Annotated in this window: 6 protein-coding genes and 1 riboswitch; of the genes, 4 read left to right on the forward strand and 2 right to left on the reverse strand. The window is 63.9% G+C overall.

Annotation, left to right across the window (positions count from 1 at the left end):
- Window positions 1-239: 239 nt before the first annotated feature.
- Window positions 240-8867 carry a glycoside hydrolase family 94 protein gene (locus tag FJQ89_RS20060; protein WP_141172904.1) on the forward strand — a complete coding sequence of 2876 codons (8628 nt, stop codon included), beginning with the start codon at window positions 240-242 and terminating at the stop codon, window positions 8865-8867.
- Between the two features lie 73 nt (window positions 8868-8940).
- On the opposite strand, the gene FJQ89_RS20065 is transcribed toward FJQ89_RS20060, so the two are convergent.
- Entirely contained in the window at window positions 8941-9516 is a 576-nt protein-coding gene (locus FJQ89_RS20065; RefSeq protein WP_141171444.1) for a TMEM165/GDT1 family protein, read from the reverse strand.
- 21 nt (window positions 9517-9537) lie between these two features.
- Window positions 9538-9707: riboswitch (yybP-ykoY riboswitch) on the reverse strand.
- A gap of 145 nt (window positions 9708-9852) precedes the next feature.
- Between FJQ89_RS20065 and FJQ89_RS20070 the strand changes: the two genes are divergently transcribed.
- The 3 genes from FJQ89_RS20070 to FJQ89_RS20080 all read left to right on the forward strand — a co-directional run bounded on the left by FJQ89_RS20070 (window position 9853) and on the right by FJQ89_RS20080 (window position 15884).
- The gene (locus tag FJQ89_RS20070) at window positions 9853-12246 is read left to right on the forward strand and encodes a M1 family aminopeptidase (RefSeq protein ID WP_141171445.1); all 2394 of its coding nucleotides are present in this window, start codon (window positions 9853-9855) and stop codon (window positions 12244-12246) included.
- Between the two features lie 118 nt (window positions 12247-12364).
- Window positions 12365-14224, forward strand: a complete 1860-nt coding sequence (locus FJQ89_RS20075) for a M1 family metallopeptidase (protein ID WP_141171446.1) — start codon at window positions 12365-12367, stop codon at window positions 14222-14224.
- Between the two features lie 22 nt (window positions 14225-14246).
- Window positions 14247-15884, forward strand: coding sequence for a serine hydrolase (locus tag FJQ89_RS20080; RefSeq protein WP_141171447.1), 1638 nt, complete (start codon window positions 14247-14249; stop codon window positions 15882-15884).
- Window positions 15885-15929: 45 nt separating this feature from the next.
- Here FJQ89_RS20080 and FJQ89_RS20085 read toward each other — a convergent pair whose 3' ends face one another.
- Window positions 15930-16757 carry a class I SAM-dependent methyltransferase gene (locus FJQ89_RS20085; protein ID WP_168208489.1) on the reverse strand — a complete coding sequence of 276 codons (828 nt, stop codon included), beginning with the start codon at window positions 16755-16757 and terminating at the stop codon, window positions 15930-15932.
- Window positions 16758-16825 lie beyond the last annotated feature (68 nt).

A 16825-nucleotide genomic window follows, 5' to 3' on the forward strand; every position in this document is an offset into this window, starting at 1 on the left:
TCTTGCGCGCAGTGCGCACCTACGATGAAGTTCAGAAAATCTCCCTGCACCCTGAGATTCATCGCAACGCTCCGGCGCTTCGCTTTCCGTTTTCGCCAGTGTCCGATCGTGTTCTTCCAGACTTGGCCAGCGTGACGGTGGCCGCTGGCTGCCTGCGCGCACCTAGCGAGGCCAAGTTGAAAGAGTACACCGCAGTCGTCACGCAGCAGATCAAGGAACAGATTTCCAAATTCAAGGAAATCTTCCGCGACCATCCCCTTGCACCGGACAGTTTCGACGCTGCGCGCGACGATGCCTTGCCCCTGCGTTCCGAGTTATTCAGCGCCATGCAGATGGCCGCCCACGGCAAGCACGTGGCCGCCGGCCACGCGGTGGGCAAGCACCATGGCCGCGACCGCCTGCTGGCGCGCCTGGCCGACAATGCGGCCCTGATCACGGCCACCGTCAACGAGCTGACGGCCACGGTGAAAAGCGGACGCCAGGTTACGCCCGCCTCGGAATGGCTGCTGGATAATTTTTACCTGATCGAAGAGCAGATCCGCACCACGCGGCGCCACCTGCCGAAGAACTACAGCAAGGAATTGCCACGGCTGACGTCGGGCGTGGACGCGGGCTGCCCGCGCGTGTATAAAATTGCGCTGGAAATCATCTCGCATGGCGACGGCCGGGTCGACCTGGAAAACCTGTGCCACTTCGTCGAGGCTTACCAGGATGTCGCCACGCTCACGCTGGGCGAATTGTGGGCCGTGCCCATCATGCTGCGCCTGGCCCTGATCGAAAACCTGCGCCGCGTCGCTGCGCGCGTGGCCGACGACCGCATGCAGCGCGACCTGGCCAATACCTGGGCCGACCAGATGATGGACATCGCCGAGCGCAATCCCAGCGGCTTGATCCTGCTGGTAGCCGACATGGCCCGTTCGAATCCGCCGATGACCAGCGCCTTCGTGGCCGAATTGTCGCGCCGCCTGCAGGGACAAAGTTCATCGCTGACCCTGGCCCTGTCGTGGCTGACGCACAAGCTGGCCGAGTCGGGCCTCACCATCGAGCAGCAGATCCAGTCCGAGATCGGGCAGCAGGCGGCCGACCAGGTGTCGATCGCCAACAGCATCGGCAGCCTGCGTTTTCTCGGCACCATGGATTGGCAGGAATTCGTCGAGACCATGAGCGTCGTCGAGCAAACCTTGCGCCTGGACCCGGCCGGCACGTATGGCTTGATGGATTTCGCCACGCGCGACAGCTACCGCCACGCCATCGAGCGCATCGCCAGGCGCAGCGCGCGCAGCGAAGTGGACGTCGCCGAGATGGTGGTGCAGCTGGCGCATACGCACGGCAATGGCAATGACGCGCGCCGTGGCCACATCGGCTTTTACCTGGTGGGACGCGGCGTGCTGGTGCTGGAAAAGCAGGCCGGTGCAAAGCTGCCTTTCATCGAAGCGCTGCAGCAAACGGCGCGCGCCGCGCCGCTGGCCGTCTACCTTGGGGCCATCTCGTTCCTGACCCTGGCGACGAGCGCATTGCTGCTCGAGCGCGCCGTGCGCCATGGCGTGCAGGGCTGGCCCCTGGCGGCACTGGGCGTGCTGGCGCTGCTGGGCAGCAGCCAGCTGGCCGTGGCCGTGGTGAACTGGCTGGCGACCCTGATGACGTCGCCCCATCCGCTGCCGCGCATGGATTACCAGGCCGGCATTCCGTCGGACGGGCGCGGCATCGTGGTGGTACCGACCCTGATCTACAGCGAGGACAACGTGGCCGCCCTGTGCGAGGCGCTGGAAGTGCGCTACCTGGCCAACCGCGATCCGAACCTGCGTTTCTGCCTGCTGACGGATTTTGTCGATGCGTCCGCGCAAACGATGCCGGGCGACGAAGCCTTGCTGCGCCAGGCGCAGGACACCATCCGTGGCTTGAACGACAAATACCGCGTGGAGGGCAGCGAGCTCAAGGACAATGGTGAGCCGGCCGACCCCGACGAACTGGGCCAGGTGGCGCCGTTCCTGCTGCTGCACCGTCCGCGCCTGTGGAATTCGCAGCAGAATGCGTGGATGGGGCAGGAGCGCAAGCGCGGCAAATTGTCCGATCTGCACGCGTTTTTGCGCGGCGGGGCACGCGACAAATTCTCGCTGGTGGAAGGCGAGCTGCGCGGCCTGCGCACGATCAGATATGTGATCACGCTCGACACCGATACGCAGCTGCCGCGCGACGCGGCGCGCGAATTCATCGCCACCATGATGCACCCGCTGAACCGTCCCGTGCTGGACGCGGCCGGCACGCGGGTGGTGGCCGGCTATGGCATCCTGCAGCCGCGTGTGGCCGTGGCGCTGCCCAGCGCGAATGCCTCGCGCTACGAACTGCTGTGCGGTGGCGAGCCGGGCATCGACCCCTACACGCGCACCGTCTCCGACCTGTACCAGGACGTGTTTTATGAGGGCTCCTTCATCGGCAAGGGCATCTACGACCTCGACATGTTCGAGCGCGTGCTGGGCCAGCGCCTGCCCGACAATAAAATCCTCAGCCACGACCTGCTCGAAGGCTGCTACCTGCGCGCCGGCTTGCTCAGCGACTCGCAGCTGTATGAGGAATACCCGGCCCGCTACGACGCCGACGTGAGCCGCCGCCAGCGCTGGATACGCGGCGACTGGCAGCTGATCGGCTGGTTGCTGGGCCGCGTGCCGGGCCGCGCCGGCAAGCGCGAACGCAATCCTCTGTCGATGCTGTCGCGCTGGAAGCTGTTCGACAACCTGCGCCGCAGCATCGTGGCACCGGCCACCACCGTGTCGTTGCTGCTGGTGTGGGGTTTCTTGCCGCACGTGGTTTTCTGGAGCGTGGCGGTGCTGGCCATCATCTTCCTGCCGCCCGTTTTTTCGGCCCTGTACGATCTGCTGCGCAAACCGCGCGACACTCTGTGGCGCCAGCATCTGACCGCGTTCGAGCGGCGCTGCGGCGTGCAGTTTTCGCATGCCATGCTGACCCTCGTCTTCCTGCCGTACGAGGCGTGGATCAGCCTCGATGCCATCGCCCGCACCCTGTGGCGTCTGGGCGTGTCGCACAAGCATTTGCTCGACTGGCGTGCCTCGAACCTGCATACGTCTTCCGGCTCGCAGGCAGACAGCTGGCGCGCCATGTGGTGCTCGCCCGCGCTGGCGCTGGCCACCTTTGCCGCCTTGCTGCACTGGCGCCCGGCAGCGTTGCCGGCCGCCGCCGTGGTGCTGCTGTTATGGCTGGCCGCACCCGCCATCGCCTGGTGGATCAGCCGCCCCATCGAACGGGCCGTGGCGCGCCTGTCGGCCGAGCAGGGGCGTTTCCTGCATGGCGTGGCGCGCAAGACCTGGGCCTATTTCGAGACCTTCGTCGGACCGGACGACCACTGGCTGCCGCCCGATAACATGCAGGAGCATCCGAACCTGGTGGTGGCGCACCGCACCTCGCCGACGAATATCGGCCTGGCCCTGCTGGCCAACCTGACGGCCTACGATTTCGGCTATGTCACCATGGGCCAGTTGATCGAGCGCAGCCGCGCCACCTTGCACAGCATGGGGGAACTGGAGCGCTTCCAGGGGCATTTCTACAACTGGTACGACACGCAAACGCTCAAGGCGCTGCAGCCCATGTATATCTCGACGGTCGACAGCGGCAATCTGGCCGGCCATCTGCTGACCTTGCAGCCCGGCCTGGTGGAACTGTACGACGCTCCCATCATGGGGCCACAGATCGTGGACGGCATCCGCACGACGGCGCAGGTACTGCAGGAATTCATTGCCGCGGAAGGCGAAGACAAGGCGGTGCGCGCATCGCTGGCGTTGCTGCAGATGCCGGCCGCGCCAGCCAGCCTGCCCGAATGGCATGCCTACCTGAGTGCCGCGAATGGTGCGGCCGACGCGCTGCTGTCGCTGACTCTGCAAAGCGACGATAGCGAGCTGGCCATGTGGAGCGGCGCGCTGGCGCGCCAGTGCCGCGCGGCGCTGGCCGAGTTGCTGCAACTGGCGCCGTGGGCGGCACAGGCGGGCCTCGATGCGGCGTGGCTGCGCGTGCCGACCCTGCGCGAACTGGCCAATCTGGAGACGCCGGAAGGCTTGCCTTCCGAGCTGGCTGCATGGCTGGCGCAAGGCCGCGAACAGGCGGGCCGTCACATGCGCGACATCGCCCACGCGGCGGGCCAGGCGCGCGACTTCGCGCAGATCGAATACGCGTTTCTGTACAACCCGTCGACCAAACTGCTGGCCATCGGCTACAACGTCAGCGAGCGGCGCCTCGACCCCAGCTATTACGATTTATTGGCTTCCGAAGTGCGCCTGGCCAGCTTCATCGCCATCGCGCAGGGCCAGCTGCCGCAGGAGCACTGGTTCGCGCTGGGCCGCCAGTTGTGCATGGTGGCGGGTCAGCCCGTGCTGCTGTCGTGGAGCGGCTCGATGTTCGAGTATCTGATGCCGCTGCTGGTGATGCCGAACTATCCGAACACCTTGCTTGACCAGACCTACCACTCCGTCATCGAGGCGCAGATCGACTATGGCCGCCAGCGCGACGTGCCGTGGGGGATTTCCGAATCCGGCTACAACACGGTCGACGCCAGCCTGAATTACCAGTACCGCGCCTTTGGCGTGCCGGGGCTGGGCCTGAAGCGGGGCCTGGCCGACGACCTGGTGGTGGCGCCATACGCCAGCATGATGGGTTTGATGGTGCAGCCGGAAGCGTCGTGCCAGAACCTGCAGCGCATGCAGGCGGCCGGCTACATGGGCCGCTACGGCTTCTTTGAAGCCATCGATTTCACCACCGCGCGCCTGCCGCGCGGACAGGTCAGCGCCGTCATCCGCTCGTTCATGGTGCACCACCAGGGCATGGGTTTCCTGGCTCTCAGCTACCTGTTGCACGACCGCCCGATGCAGCGCCGTTTCGAGTCCGATCCGCTGCTGCAATCGGCCTTGCTGGTGCTGCAGGAGCGTACGCCGCAAGCGGGCGCGTTTTATTCGAACACGGCCGAACTGGCGGTGCTGCGCAGCGGCGCGTCCGAGCAGGCCATGCCGATGCGCATCCTCACCCAGGCCAACAGCGCCGTGCCCGAAACGCAGTTGCTGTCGAATGGCCGCTACCACGTCATGGTGAGCAATGCGGGCGGCAGCTACAGCCGCTGGAAAGACTTGTCCGTGACGCGCTGGCGCGAGGACAGTACGCGCGATAACTGGGGCAATTTCTGTTATTTGCGCGACCTCGACGACGGTGCCGTCTGGTCCACCATGTATCAGCCGACCCTGGTCGAACCGAAGAAGTACGAAGTGATTTTCTCCGAGGGGCGCGCGGAATTTCGCCGTGCCGACCATGGCCTCGACCTGTACACGGAAATCGTCGTCTCGCCCGAGGACGACATCGAAATCCGCCGCACGCGCATCAGCAACAATTCGAACCGCCAGCGGCGCATCGAGATCACCAGTTTTGCCGAAGTGGTGATGGCGCCGGCGGCGGCCGATGCGGCGCATCCCGCGTTCAGCAAGCTGTTCGTGCAGACGGAAATCCTGGCGCATGAAAATGCGATTTTATGCACGCGCCGGCCCCGCTCGAAAGACGAGCAGATGCCGTGGCTGCTGCATGTGATGACGGTGCACGATATCGAACACTATGCCGTGTCGTTCGAGACGGACCGCGCGCGCTTCATCGGCCGCGGCAACACGGCGCAGCTGCCGCTGGCGTTGCAGGAGAGTGGTCCGCTGAGTGGCGGCCACGGTTCCGTGCTCGACCCCATCGTGGCCATCCGTTACGTGATCACGCTCGAACCGGACCAGGCGGTCACGGTCGACAGCGTGACCGGCATGGTGGAACAGCGCGAGGCGGCGCTGCACCTGATCGACAAATACCAGGATCGCCACCTGGCCGACCGCGTGTTCGAACTGGCCTGGACGCACAGCCAGGTGGTGCTGCGTCAGTTGAATGCCAGCGAAGCGGACGCGCAGTTGTATGCACGCCTGGCCAATGCCGTGATCTACCCGAATGCGACCCTGCGTGCCGAGGCCGGCATCCTGATCAAGAACCAGCGTGGCCAGTCCGGCCTGTGGGCGTATGCCATTTCCGGCGACTTGCCCATCGTGCTGCTGCAGATACGCGACGTGGCCAATATCGAACTGGCGCGCCAGATGGTGCAGGCGCATGCCTACTGGCGCCTGAAAGGATTGATAGTCGATCTGGTGATCTGGTACGAGGACCAGTCGGGCTACCGCCAGCTGCTGCACGACCAGATCATGGGCTTGATCGCCTCGGGCATCGATGCGCAGGCGATCGACCGCCCTGGCGGCATTTTCGTGCGCCTGGCCGAGCAAATTGCCAACGAAGACCGCATCTTGCTGCAATCGGTGGCGCGCGCCATTATCAGTGACCTGCGCGGCACCCTGGCCGAACAGGTCAAGCGCCCGCCCAGCCCCGTGCTGCGCATGCCGCCGCTGCTGCAGGATTCTGCCCGCGAACAGGGCGGCGTGCCGTACCAGGCGCCAAAGCGCGCGCTGATCCTGGAAAATGGCCTCGGTGGTTTTACGCCCGACGGGCGCGAATACGTGATCACCACGGGCGAAGGCACACAGACGCCGGCGCCCTGGTCGAACGTGCTGGCCAATGCGCAATTCGGCACGGTGGTGTCGGAAGGCGGCCAGGCGTATACGTGGAGCGAGAATGCGCATGAATTCCGCCTCACGCCATGGCAGAACGACCCTGTCTCCGACCTGTCCGGCGAAGCGTTTTATGTGCGCGACGAGCAAACCGGCCAGTTCTGGTCGCCGTCGGCCCTGCCGGCGCGCGGCAGCGGCGACTACGTGACGCGCCACGGCTTTGGCTACAGCATTTTTGAACACAGCGAGGGCGGTATCGCCACCGAACTGTGCACCTATGTGGCGCTCGACGCGGCCGTCAAATACGCCGTCATCAAGGTGCGCAACGACAGCGGCGTGCCGCGCCGCCTGTCCGTCACAGGCTACGTGGAATGGGTGATGGGCGACCTGCGCGCCAAGTCCTGCATGCACGTCGCGACCGAGGTCGACACCATCAGCGGCGCGCTGTTTGCGCGCAATAACTACAACACGGAGTTTTCAGGCCGTGTCGGCTTTTTCAATACCGACGCCAGCATCCGCTCCATCACCTGCGACCGCAATGAATTCATCGGCCGTAACGGCAGTCTCGCGCAGCCGGCGGCGCTGCGGCGCGTGCGCCTGTCCGGCAAGGCGGGTACGGGGCTGGACCCGTGCGCAGCGATCCAGGTGCCGTTTGAACTGCAGCCGGGGCAGGAGCGCGAAATCGTCTTCATCCTCGGCGTGGGCGGGCGCCGCAACGCCGACGCCAGCACCATGGTGCAGCGCCATGCGGGCAAGGACGCGGCCCGCATGGCGCTCGACGCGGTGCGCGCGCACTGGGAGAGCACGCTGGGCGCCGTGCGCATCGAAACGCCCGATCCATCGCTGGACGTGATCGCCAATGGCTGGCTGATGTACCAGACCATCGCCTGCCGTTTGTGGGCGCGCAGCGGCTATTACCAGTCGGGCGGCGCGTATGGCTTCCGCGACCAGTTGCAAGATGCGATGGCCATGATCCACACGGCGCCGCAACTGCTGCGCGGCCATTTGCTGCTGTGCGCGGCGCACCAGTTTGTCGAAGGCGACGTACAGCATTGGTGGCATCCGCCGTCGGACCGGGGCGTGCGCACGAACTGCTCCGATGATTACCTGTGGCTGCCGCTGGCCGCCTGCCGCTATGTGATTGCCACGGGCGACGTCAACGTGCTGTCCGAAGTGGCGCCCTTCATCGAGGGACGCGCCGTCAAGCCGGAAGAGGATTCCTATTACGACTTGCCCGTGCGCTCAGGCGAGTCCGCCGACCTGTACGAGCACTGCGTGCGTGCCATCCGCCACGGCTTGCGCCTGGGCGTGCACGGCTTGCCCCTGATGGGCTCCTGCGACTGGAATGACGGCATGGACAAGGTGGGCGAACACGGCAAAGGCGAGAGCGTGTGGCTGGCCTTCTTCCTGTATGAAGTGCTGCAGCGCTTTGCCGAGGTGGCCGTGCTGCGCGGCGATGCGGCGTTCGCCCAGTTCTGCCGCGACGAAGCCGTGAAACTGGCGGCCAATGTCGAGGAACATGCATGGGATGGCGAGTGGTACCGGCGTGCCTACTTCGACGACGGCACGCCTTTGGGATCGCATACGAACGAGGAATGCCAGATCGATTCGATTTCGCAAAGCTGGGGCGTGCTGTCGGGCGCGGCCAACAAGGAGCGCGTGGCCGGCGCCATGCGCCAGGTCGATGCGCGCCTGGTGCGCCGAGATTCCGGCGTGATCCAGCTGCTCGATCCGCCGTTCGACAAATCCGATCTCAATCCCGGCTACATCCGCGGCTATGTGCCGGGTGTGCGCGAGAACGGCGGTCAGTACACGCATGCGGCCATCTGGACGGCGATGGCGTTTGCCCGCATGGGCGATGGCGAAAAGGCGTGGGAACTGCTGCGCATGATCAATCCCGTACGCCATGGCGTGGATGCGCAGGCGGTGCAACGCTACAAGGTCGAGCCGTATGTGGTGACGGCCGACGTGTATGCCGTGGCGCCGCATGTGGGGCGCGGCGGCTGGAGCTGGTACACGGGATCGTCGGGCTGGCTGTACCGGCTGATTGTCGAATCCCTGCTCGGCTTGACGCGCGAAGCGAACGTGCTGCGCCTGCTGCCGACCATGCCGGCCGAATGGGACAGCTTCAAGCTGCATTACCGCTTCGGTGCCAGCAGCTATGCCATCACGGTGGAAAAGGCACAGGGGCGGCCCGCAGGACTGTCGCTCGATGGCGTGGCGCAGGAGGGCAACAGCATCGCCCTGCGCGACGAGGGCCGCGAGTATGCGGTGCTATTGCTGGTGTAGTCTTGCCCATGTCTCTGGAAAGCGCGCTGACCGTTCAGGATCAGCGCGCCGGTATGCATGTTGCCGACATTGGTCAGAAGCCCAGGGCCGCGCCCGCACCCAGCAGGGTCGCCACGCCCAACGCGGCAAAGACCAGCGCCGCGATGCCGTGTACCAGTCGCAGTGACACGCGGTTGGCGATCTTGTCGCCCAGGTACACGGCCGGCACGTTGGCCAGCATCATGCCGAAGGTGGTGCCCAGCACGACGGAAACAATGTCGTGGTAGCGCGCCGCCAGCGCCACGGTCGCCACCTGCGTTTTATCTCCCATTTCCGCCATGAAGAAGGCGATCAGGGTGGTCAGGAAGACGCCATACTTGGCCAGCTTCGTTTCGTCTTCATCGAGCTTGTCGGGGATCAGGGTCCAGGCGGCCATCGCCAGGAACGATACGCCAAGTACCCAGCGCAGCACGTCGGGCCCCAGCATGCTGGTGATCCAGGCGCCGACGGCGGCGGCAAACGCGTGGTTGGCGACGGTGGCGACGAAAATCGCCAGCACGATGGGCAAGGGTTTGCGGAATTTGGCCGCCAGCAGAAAGGCCAGGAGTTGGGTTTTGTCGCCGATTTCAGCGAGACCGACGATGCCGGTGGAGATGAGGAATGCTTCCATGAGATTGCAAGAGGTACGCGGGCCGGACGAATTAACCAATGATCCATGGGCGACTCCGGCCCATGCGGCCGCCCTGGATCAATGGTCTCGTCAAGTTCTGCAACCACCTGCACCATGGCCTGCGGGCCAATTATGTTGATACAGGTTCCCGCGGCAGGACCGCAGGACGACTACTCCCCAATGTTCGAGGCGCATCATACGCCAATGCCCGTGCTGGCGCCAGTGCTGCCGGGGCATGGCGCTGGCTGGTGTGTGGGACTTCCACAACAATGAGCGATTTGCAAACAGACTCGACTTAGAATGCAGTCTGTCCACGACTCCCAGATGGAATGCGCCATGCCGGTCCTTGTCCGCTTGCTTGCCTTGTGTTTGACCTTGCTTATCCCCTTGCCCGGCCTGTGCGCCGCCGCGCCCTTCGACGACAAGTTCCGCCAGCTGGAAGAATTGCTGCCCACGCCAAATAACTACCGCACGGCGTCCGGCGCGCCGGGCCAGGCCTACTGGCAGCAGCGCGCCGATTACGTGATCCGCGCCACCTTGGACGAAGCGCGCCGCGAAATCACGGCCAGTGAGCAGATCACCTATCACAACCGCTCGCCGGACAGCCTCGCGTATCTGTGGCTGCAACTGGACCAGAATGGCTTGCGCCACGATGCCGACCAGCGCCGCGTATTGAGCGCGCCGTCGCGCCAGGCCTGGCTCAGCGGCACCGAAGAGGAAGCGCTGAAATTCGAAGACTTGCGCGCCCTCCATGCGGGCCGAGAATTCGACGGCGGCTTCAAGCTCACCGCCGTGAAAGCGGCCAGCGGCAAGCCGCTGCCGTATGTGGTCAACCAGACCATGCTGCGCATCGATTTGCCGGTGGCGCTGGCGCCCGGCCAGAGCATCAGCTTTGGCATCGACTGGTCCTATCAAATCAATGACCAGAAGGTGCTGGTCGAGCGCTCCGGCTATGAATATTTTGAAGACGACAAGAACACGATTTTCCAGATCGCACAGTGGTTTCCGCGCATGGCCGCGTATTACGACGCCGTTGGCTGGCAACACAAGCAATTCCTCGGCTCCGGCGAATTCACGCTGGAATTTGGCGACTACGAGCTGTATCTGACGGTGCCGGGCGACCATGTGGTGGCCGCCACGGGCGAGCTGCAAAATCCTGCCAGCGTGTTGAGCGCGGTGCAGCGCGAGCGCCTGGCGCGGGCGAAAAACAGCAATACGCCGCTGCTGGTGATCACGCCCGCCGAAGCGCTGGCGGCGGAAAAGGGCCGCGCGGCGGGGATGAAAACCTGGCACTTCAAGGCGGCCAATGTGCGCGACGTGGCGTGGGCGTCGAGCCGCAAGTTCATCTGGGATGCGCAGGGGCTCGACAGCGGCGGCAAGCGCGTGATGGCCATGTCCTACTATCCGAATGAGGGCAACCCGCTGTGGCAGCAGTACAGCACGCGCGCCGTCGTGCACGCGATCGAGCAGTACAACAAGTACAGTTTCGACTATCCGTATCCGAACGCGATTTCCGTCAATGGCGCCGTGGGCGGCATGGAGTATCCGATGATTGCGTTCAATGGCGGGCGTCCCGTGAAGGACAAGAAGACGGGTGAACTCACGTATTCGAAGACGGCGAAATATGACCTGATCGGCGTGATCATCCACGAAGTGGGACACAATTACTTCCCCATGATCGTCAACTCGGACGAGCGCCAGTGGACGTGGATGGACGAAGGCCTCAATTCCTTCCTGCAGTACCTGGCCGAGCAGGCGTGGGAAGAGCATTTCCCGTCCTGGAATGGCGAGCCGCGCAAGATCGTCGACTACATGCGCAGCCAGAACCAGGTGCCCATCATGACCAATTCCGAGTCCTTGTTGCAGTTCACGGCGAACGCCTACGACAAGCCGGCCACGGCGCTCAACATCCTGCGCGAAACTATTTTAGGGCGCGAGCTGTTCGACTTCGCCTTCAAGCAGTACGCCTTGCGCTGGAAGTTCAAGCGTCCCACGCCGGCCGACTTTTTCCGCACCATGGAAGACGCTTCCGGCACTGACCTGGACTGGTTCTGGCGCGGCTGGTTCTATACCACCGACGCGGTCGACATCAGCATCGACGGCATCAGCGAATATGGCGTGAGTACGAAAAATCCGGAGGTCGAAAAAGCGTGGAAGAAGGCGCAGAAGGCCGCGCAGCCGATTTCGATCTCGGACCAGCGCAACCAGGCGCTGCCGAAGAAGGTGGAGCTGGACCCCGCGCTGAAGGATTTCTATAACCGGCACGATGAATTCACGGTCACCAACAAGGACCGCAACAGCTATGCGGAAGAACAGGAAACGCTGGAGCCGTGGGAGCGAAAGCTGCTGGAGCAGCGCAACATGGGCAAGCATCTGTACCTGGTCGATTTTTCGAATCTCGGCGGCCTGGTGATGCCGCTGATCCTGGAAATTGAACTGAAAAGCGGCAAGAAGATCATCGAGCGCGTGCCGGCCGAAGTGTGGCGCTATGCGCCGCACAAGATCAGCAAGGTCATCGTCACCGACGAGCCGATGGTGGGGCTGGTGCAAGACCCGTACTGGGAGACGGCCGACATCGACACCAGCAACAACGCCTGGCCGCGAAAAATCACGCCATCGCGCCTGGAGTTGTTCAAGCTGGACCGCGACAAGAACAACCTGATGAAGGATTTTAATACGCCGCTGAAGGCACCCGAGGCCAAGGCCGAAGTCCGGCCAGATACGAAATAGGAAAAAAGCGCCGGCCAGCCCGGCGCTTTTTTATGCCGGCCTGCGCCGGAAGTGCTATTCTGCGCGACGCCCCGGCGCACACGGACCGGGGCTTTCGCAAATCATTCAAAAGACGACCATGCAAACTTTGACCTTCCTGCGCGCGCTGGGCTGTGCGCTACTTTGCCAGGTGACCCTGGCAGCGCACGCCGATCCCCTCAGCTACGCGCGTTACGACCAGGTGCGCACGCGCGACCTGCAGCTGGACCTGAAAGCCGATTTCAAGCAAAAGACGCTCTCCGGCTATGCCGAGCTGTCCTTGAACTGGATCGACCCGGCGGCGCGTACCCTGGTGCTCGATACGCGCGATCTGTCGATCGCGAAAGTGCAGGTACAGGACAAGCGCGGCGCATGGCAGATGGCGCCGTACCAGCTGGACAAGGCCGACCCGGAAAAAGGCCAGGCGCTGCGCATCACCACCACGGGCCAGCCGGGCAAGGTGCGCGTCTACTATCACACGGCGCCGAACGCCATTGCGCTGCAGTGGCTCACGCCGCAGCAGACCATGTCGGGCAAGCTGCCTTTCATGTTCAGCCAGTCGCAAAGCATCAATGCCCGCTCGTGGGTGCCATCGCAGGACACGCCGGCCGTGCGTTTTACCTACAGCGCGCGCATCGATGCGCCAGCGGGCATGCGCGTCGTGATGAGCGCCGAGAATGACGACAAGGCGACGGGCAAGGGTGGCTGGAAATTCAGGATGCCGCAGCCGATTCCATCGTACTTGCTGGCCATCGCCATCGGCGAACTGGAAGTGCGCAAACTCGGTCCCCGTTCCGCCGTGTATGCCGAACCGCCGCGCATCAAGGCGGCCGAATACGAGCTGGCCGATACGGAAAAGATGATCCAGGCCGCCGAAGCGCTGTATGGGCCGTATGGCTGGGGACGCTACGACATGATCGTGCTGCCGCCATCGTTCCCCTACGGTGGCATGGAAAACCCGCGCCTGACCTTCCTCACGCCGACCATGATCGCGGGCGACCGCAGCCTGGTCGACCTGATCGCGCATGAACTGGCCCACTCGTGGTCGGGCAACCTGGTCACCAACGCCTCGTGGAAGCACATGTGGCTCAACGAAGGCTTTACCACCTACGTCACCACGCGCATCGTCGAGCAGCTGTATGGCAGCGACGTGGCGCAGATGGGCGTGCAGGTCGACCAGGAAGAACTGGCCGCCTCGATCAAGACATTGCCGGCGGCGAAAACGGCGCTGATCACGCGCGATGCGGACGCCAACCCGGCCGAAACGTACACGGATGACGGCATCATTTATCCGAAGGGCGCCTGGTTCCTGGCCACCATGGAACGCCGCGCCGGCCGTGCCGTGTTCGATCCTTTCCTGCGCGGCTGGTTCGACCAGCACGCGTTCCAGAGCGTGACGACGGAGCAGTTCATCGCCTACCTGCGCAAGAACCTGCTGGCGCAGCATCCGGACGTGATGCCGCCAGCGGAACTCGATGAATGGCTGTATGGCACCGGCGTGCCGGCCAGCGCGCAGCGCGTTGTCTCGCCGCGCCTGGCGCTGCTCGACCAGCACCGCGACGCCTGGCTCAAGGGCGAGCTTGCCACCAAGGACCTGGGCATGGACAAGTGGATTGCCATCGAATCGATGCACTTCCTGAACGACATCAACAACAAGGCCAGCGCGGCGCAATTGCGTGAGCTGGACCAGGTCTACGGCGTGGGCAAGAGCGGTAATAATGAAGTCGCCTACCGCTTCTATCTGGCCTCCGTGAATGCCGGCTACGACGTGCGCCAGCCCTTGCAGGCATTCCTGCTGAGCGTGGGTCGCCAGAAGTTCGTCGTGCCCCTGTACAGCGCCTTGATGAAGACGCCGCAGGGCCATGCCTGGGCCAAGGACGTGTATGCGCAGGCGCGCGAACGCTACCACCCGGTGACGCAGGAAAGCGTCGATAAATTGATGGCCGCGCAAGCGCATTGAACCTTATTTGGACATCCTGACCATGCATACCATGAACCGCATTGCCGCCGCCATCGTGCTGGCGTTTTCCAGCATCGCCGTGCCGGCGCTGGCCTTTGATGCCGCCCCCGTCGTTGCCGCTGCGCCTGCGCCCGCGCCGGCCTTCGATCTTGAGCGCGACGTCGCCACCGCCCTGAAAGTGTTCGACGTACCCGGCATGGCGATCGCCATCGTCAAGGATGGCAAGGTCATCACCGCCAGGGGTTTCGGCGTACGCAAGCTGGGCGAACCGGCATCCGTCGACGCCAAGACGCTGTTTGAAGTGGCATCGAATTCGAAGGGTTTCACGGCTGCCGCGCTGGCCATGCTGGTCGACGATGGCAAGCTGGCATGGGACGATCCCGTCACCAAACATTTGCCCGGCTTCCAGATGCACGATTCGTACGTGACGGGCGCCATGACCATCCGCGACTTGCTGACGCACCGCAGTGGCCTTGGCCTTGGAGCGGGCGACTTGCTGTGGTGGCCCACCACCACGTTTTCCACCGACGAGATCATCGAGAAGCTGCGCTACATCCGTCCGGCCACGAGTTTTCGCAACAGCTATGCCTACGATAACCTGCTGTATATCGTGGCCGGCAAGATCATCGCCGACAAGGCGGGCAAGAGCTGGGGCGAGGCGATGCATGAGCGCATCCTGGCGCCGCTGGGCATGACGGCTACCACCACCAGTCTGGCGGAAAACGTGGGTAATCCCGACGTCGCCAATGCACACAGCAAGATCGACGGCAAGATCGCCGCCGTCAAATCGATGCCGGTGCCGAACGCCGTGGGCGCCGTCGGCATCAACACGAATGCGGAAGATATCGCCAAGTGGATGATGGTGTTGCTCGACGAAGGCAAGATCGCCGGCGTGAAAGACAAGGATGGCAAGGACGCGCGCCTGTTCAGCGAAAAGCAGGGCCGCGAAATGTGGACGGCGCAAACGCCGATCAAGATTGCCGAGCCTAAACCGCCGCTTGCCGCGACGAAACCGAACTTCAGCGCGTATGGCCTGGGCTTCCAGCTGCGCGACTACAAGGGCATGAAAGTGGCCATGCACGGCGGCGCGCTGCAGGGATTTTATTCGCGCGTGGTGATGGTGCCGGAAGCGAAACTGGGTGTGGCCATACTCACCAATGCGGAAAATGGCGGCTCCATGACGGCACTGCAATGGCGCATCCTCGACCATTACCTGCAGGCGGCGCCGTCGGACTGGTTGGCGCTGGTGGCCAAGGTGGAGCAGGACCAGCATGCCGAAGAAGTCAAAAAACAGGGCAAGGCGTCGAGCGCGCGCGCGGCCAAATCAGAGCCATCGTTGCCGCTGGCCGCGTATGACGGCGAGTATGAGGACGCCTGGTATGGCAAGGTCGTCATCAAGCCGGAAGGGAAAAAGCATATCCTCAGCTTCACGCGCACGCCGGACCTGACGGGCGAGCTGGAACACTGGCAGCACGATACCTTCATCGTGCGCTGGAATGAGCGCAATTTCAACGCCGATGCCTACGTGACGTTCTCGCTCAATCCCGATGGCAGCATCGACAGGGTCAAAATGGCGCCCGTGTCGGCCGAGACGGATTTCAGCTACGACTTCCAGGACCTGAACCTGGCGCCGGTAAAGCCGAAGGAAACGAAGAAATAAAGCGGCAGGTCGGGTTGGCGCGCAGCGCGTAACCCGACACTCTCATTATGGCTTGACGAACTTCAAGGTCATGCGGTCGCTCTCGCCGATGGCCGTGTATTTGGCCCTGTCCACATCCTTGTTGGCGTAGGTCGGCGGCAACGCCCAGACGCCGCCCTGGTGGTCGGCATGGTCTTTCGGATTGGCGTTGATCTCCGACCTGGCCGCCAGCTTGAAGCCAGCATTTTCCGCCAGCTTGATCACATACGCTTCGTGCATGTAGCCGCTGCTGGCCGTGGCATCTTGCGCCTTGCTGGCCGGCAGGCGGTGCTCGACGACGCCGAACACGCCGCCCGGTTTCAGGCTGTCATACACTTCCTTGAACAAGGTCTGCATGCCTGCTTCGCCGATGGGTATCCAGTTGTGGATATTGCGGAAGGTGAGCACCATGTCGGCCGTGCCCTTGGGCGCGATGCGGTAGGTGGTGGGCGGTGCGAAGGCACCGATCTCCACCTTGCCGAAAGCGGCGGGATTGGCGTCGAGTTTTTGCTGGAAGCGCGCCGCGCCACGGCGTGCGCCTTCGCTGGCGGATTGAGGATCGTTGCCGGCGGCGATCAGCTTGCCGTTGTCGCGCAGGTAGGGCGCCAGGATCTCCGTGTACCAGCCGCCGCCAGGCGCCAGCTCCACCACCGTCATGCCCGGCTTGATGCCGAAGAACGTCAGCGTTTCATACGGGTGGCGGGCGCTGTCGCGCAGCGCGTTGGCCGGCGTGCGGGCGTTGCCGGCAATGGCCGCCTTCAGGGCCGCGTCGCTGCTGTCGGCCGCCAGCGCCGCGCCGCTGCCGCCGCAGGCCAGCATGACCGTCAGGGCCGCGGCCAGGGATACTCGCTTCATCATCATCTGCTCCATTCATGAGTGGGTCGATTGGTGGCGATCGCCATCAACGCCGATCATCGGGCAAG

The organism is Janthinobacterium tructae (genome assembly GCF_006517255.1).
In the GTDB taxonomy this organism is placed as follows: domain Bacteria; phylum Pseudomonadota; class Gammaproteobacteria; order Burkholderiales; family Burkholderiaceae_D; genus Janthinobacterium; species Janthinobacterium tructae.

Excerpts from the sequence above, each read along its gene's own strand:
- FJQ89_RS20065 (WP_141171444.1), bottom strand. The coding sequence starts at position 9,516 with ATGGAAGCATTCCTCATCTCCACCGGCATCGTCGGTCTCGCTGAAATC.
- FJQ89_RS20070 (WP_141171445.1), top strand. The coding sequence starts at position 9,853 with ATGCCGGTCCTTGTCCGCTTGCTTGCCTTGTGTTTGACCTTGCTTATC.
- FJQ89_RS20075 (WP_141171446.1), top strand. The coding sequence starts at position 12,365 with ATGCAAACTTTGACCTTCCTGCGCGCGCTGGGCTGTGCGCTACTTTGC.
- FJQ89_RS20080 (WP_141171447.1), top strand. The coding sequence starts at position 14,247 with ATGCATACCATGAACCGCATTGCCGCCGCCATCGTGCTGGCGTTTTCC.
- FJQ89_RS20085 (WP_168208489.1), bottom strand. The coding sequence starts at position 16,757 with ATGAAGCGAGTATCCCTGGCCGCGGCCCTGACGGTCATGCTGGCCTGC.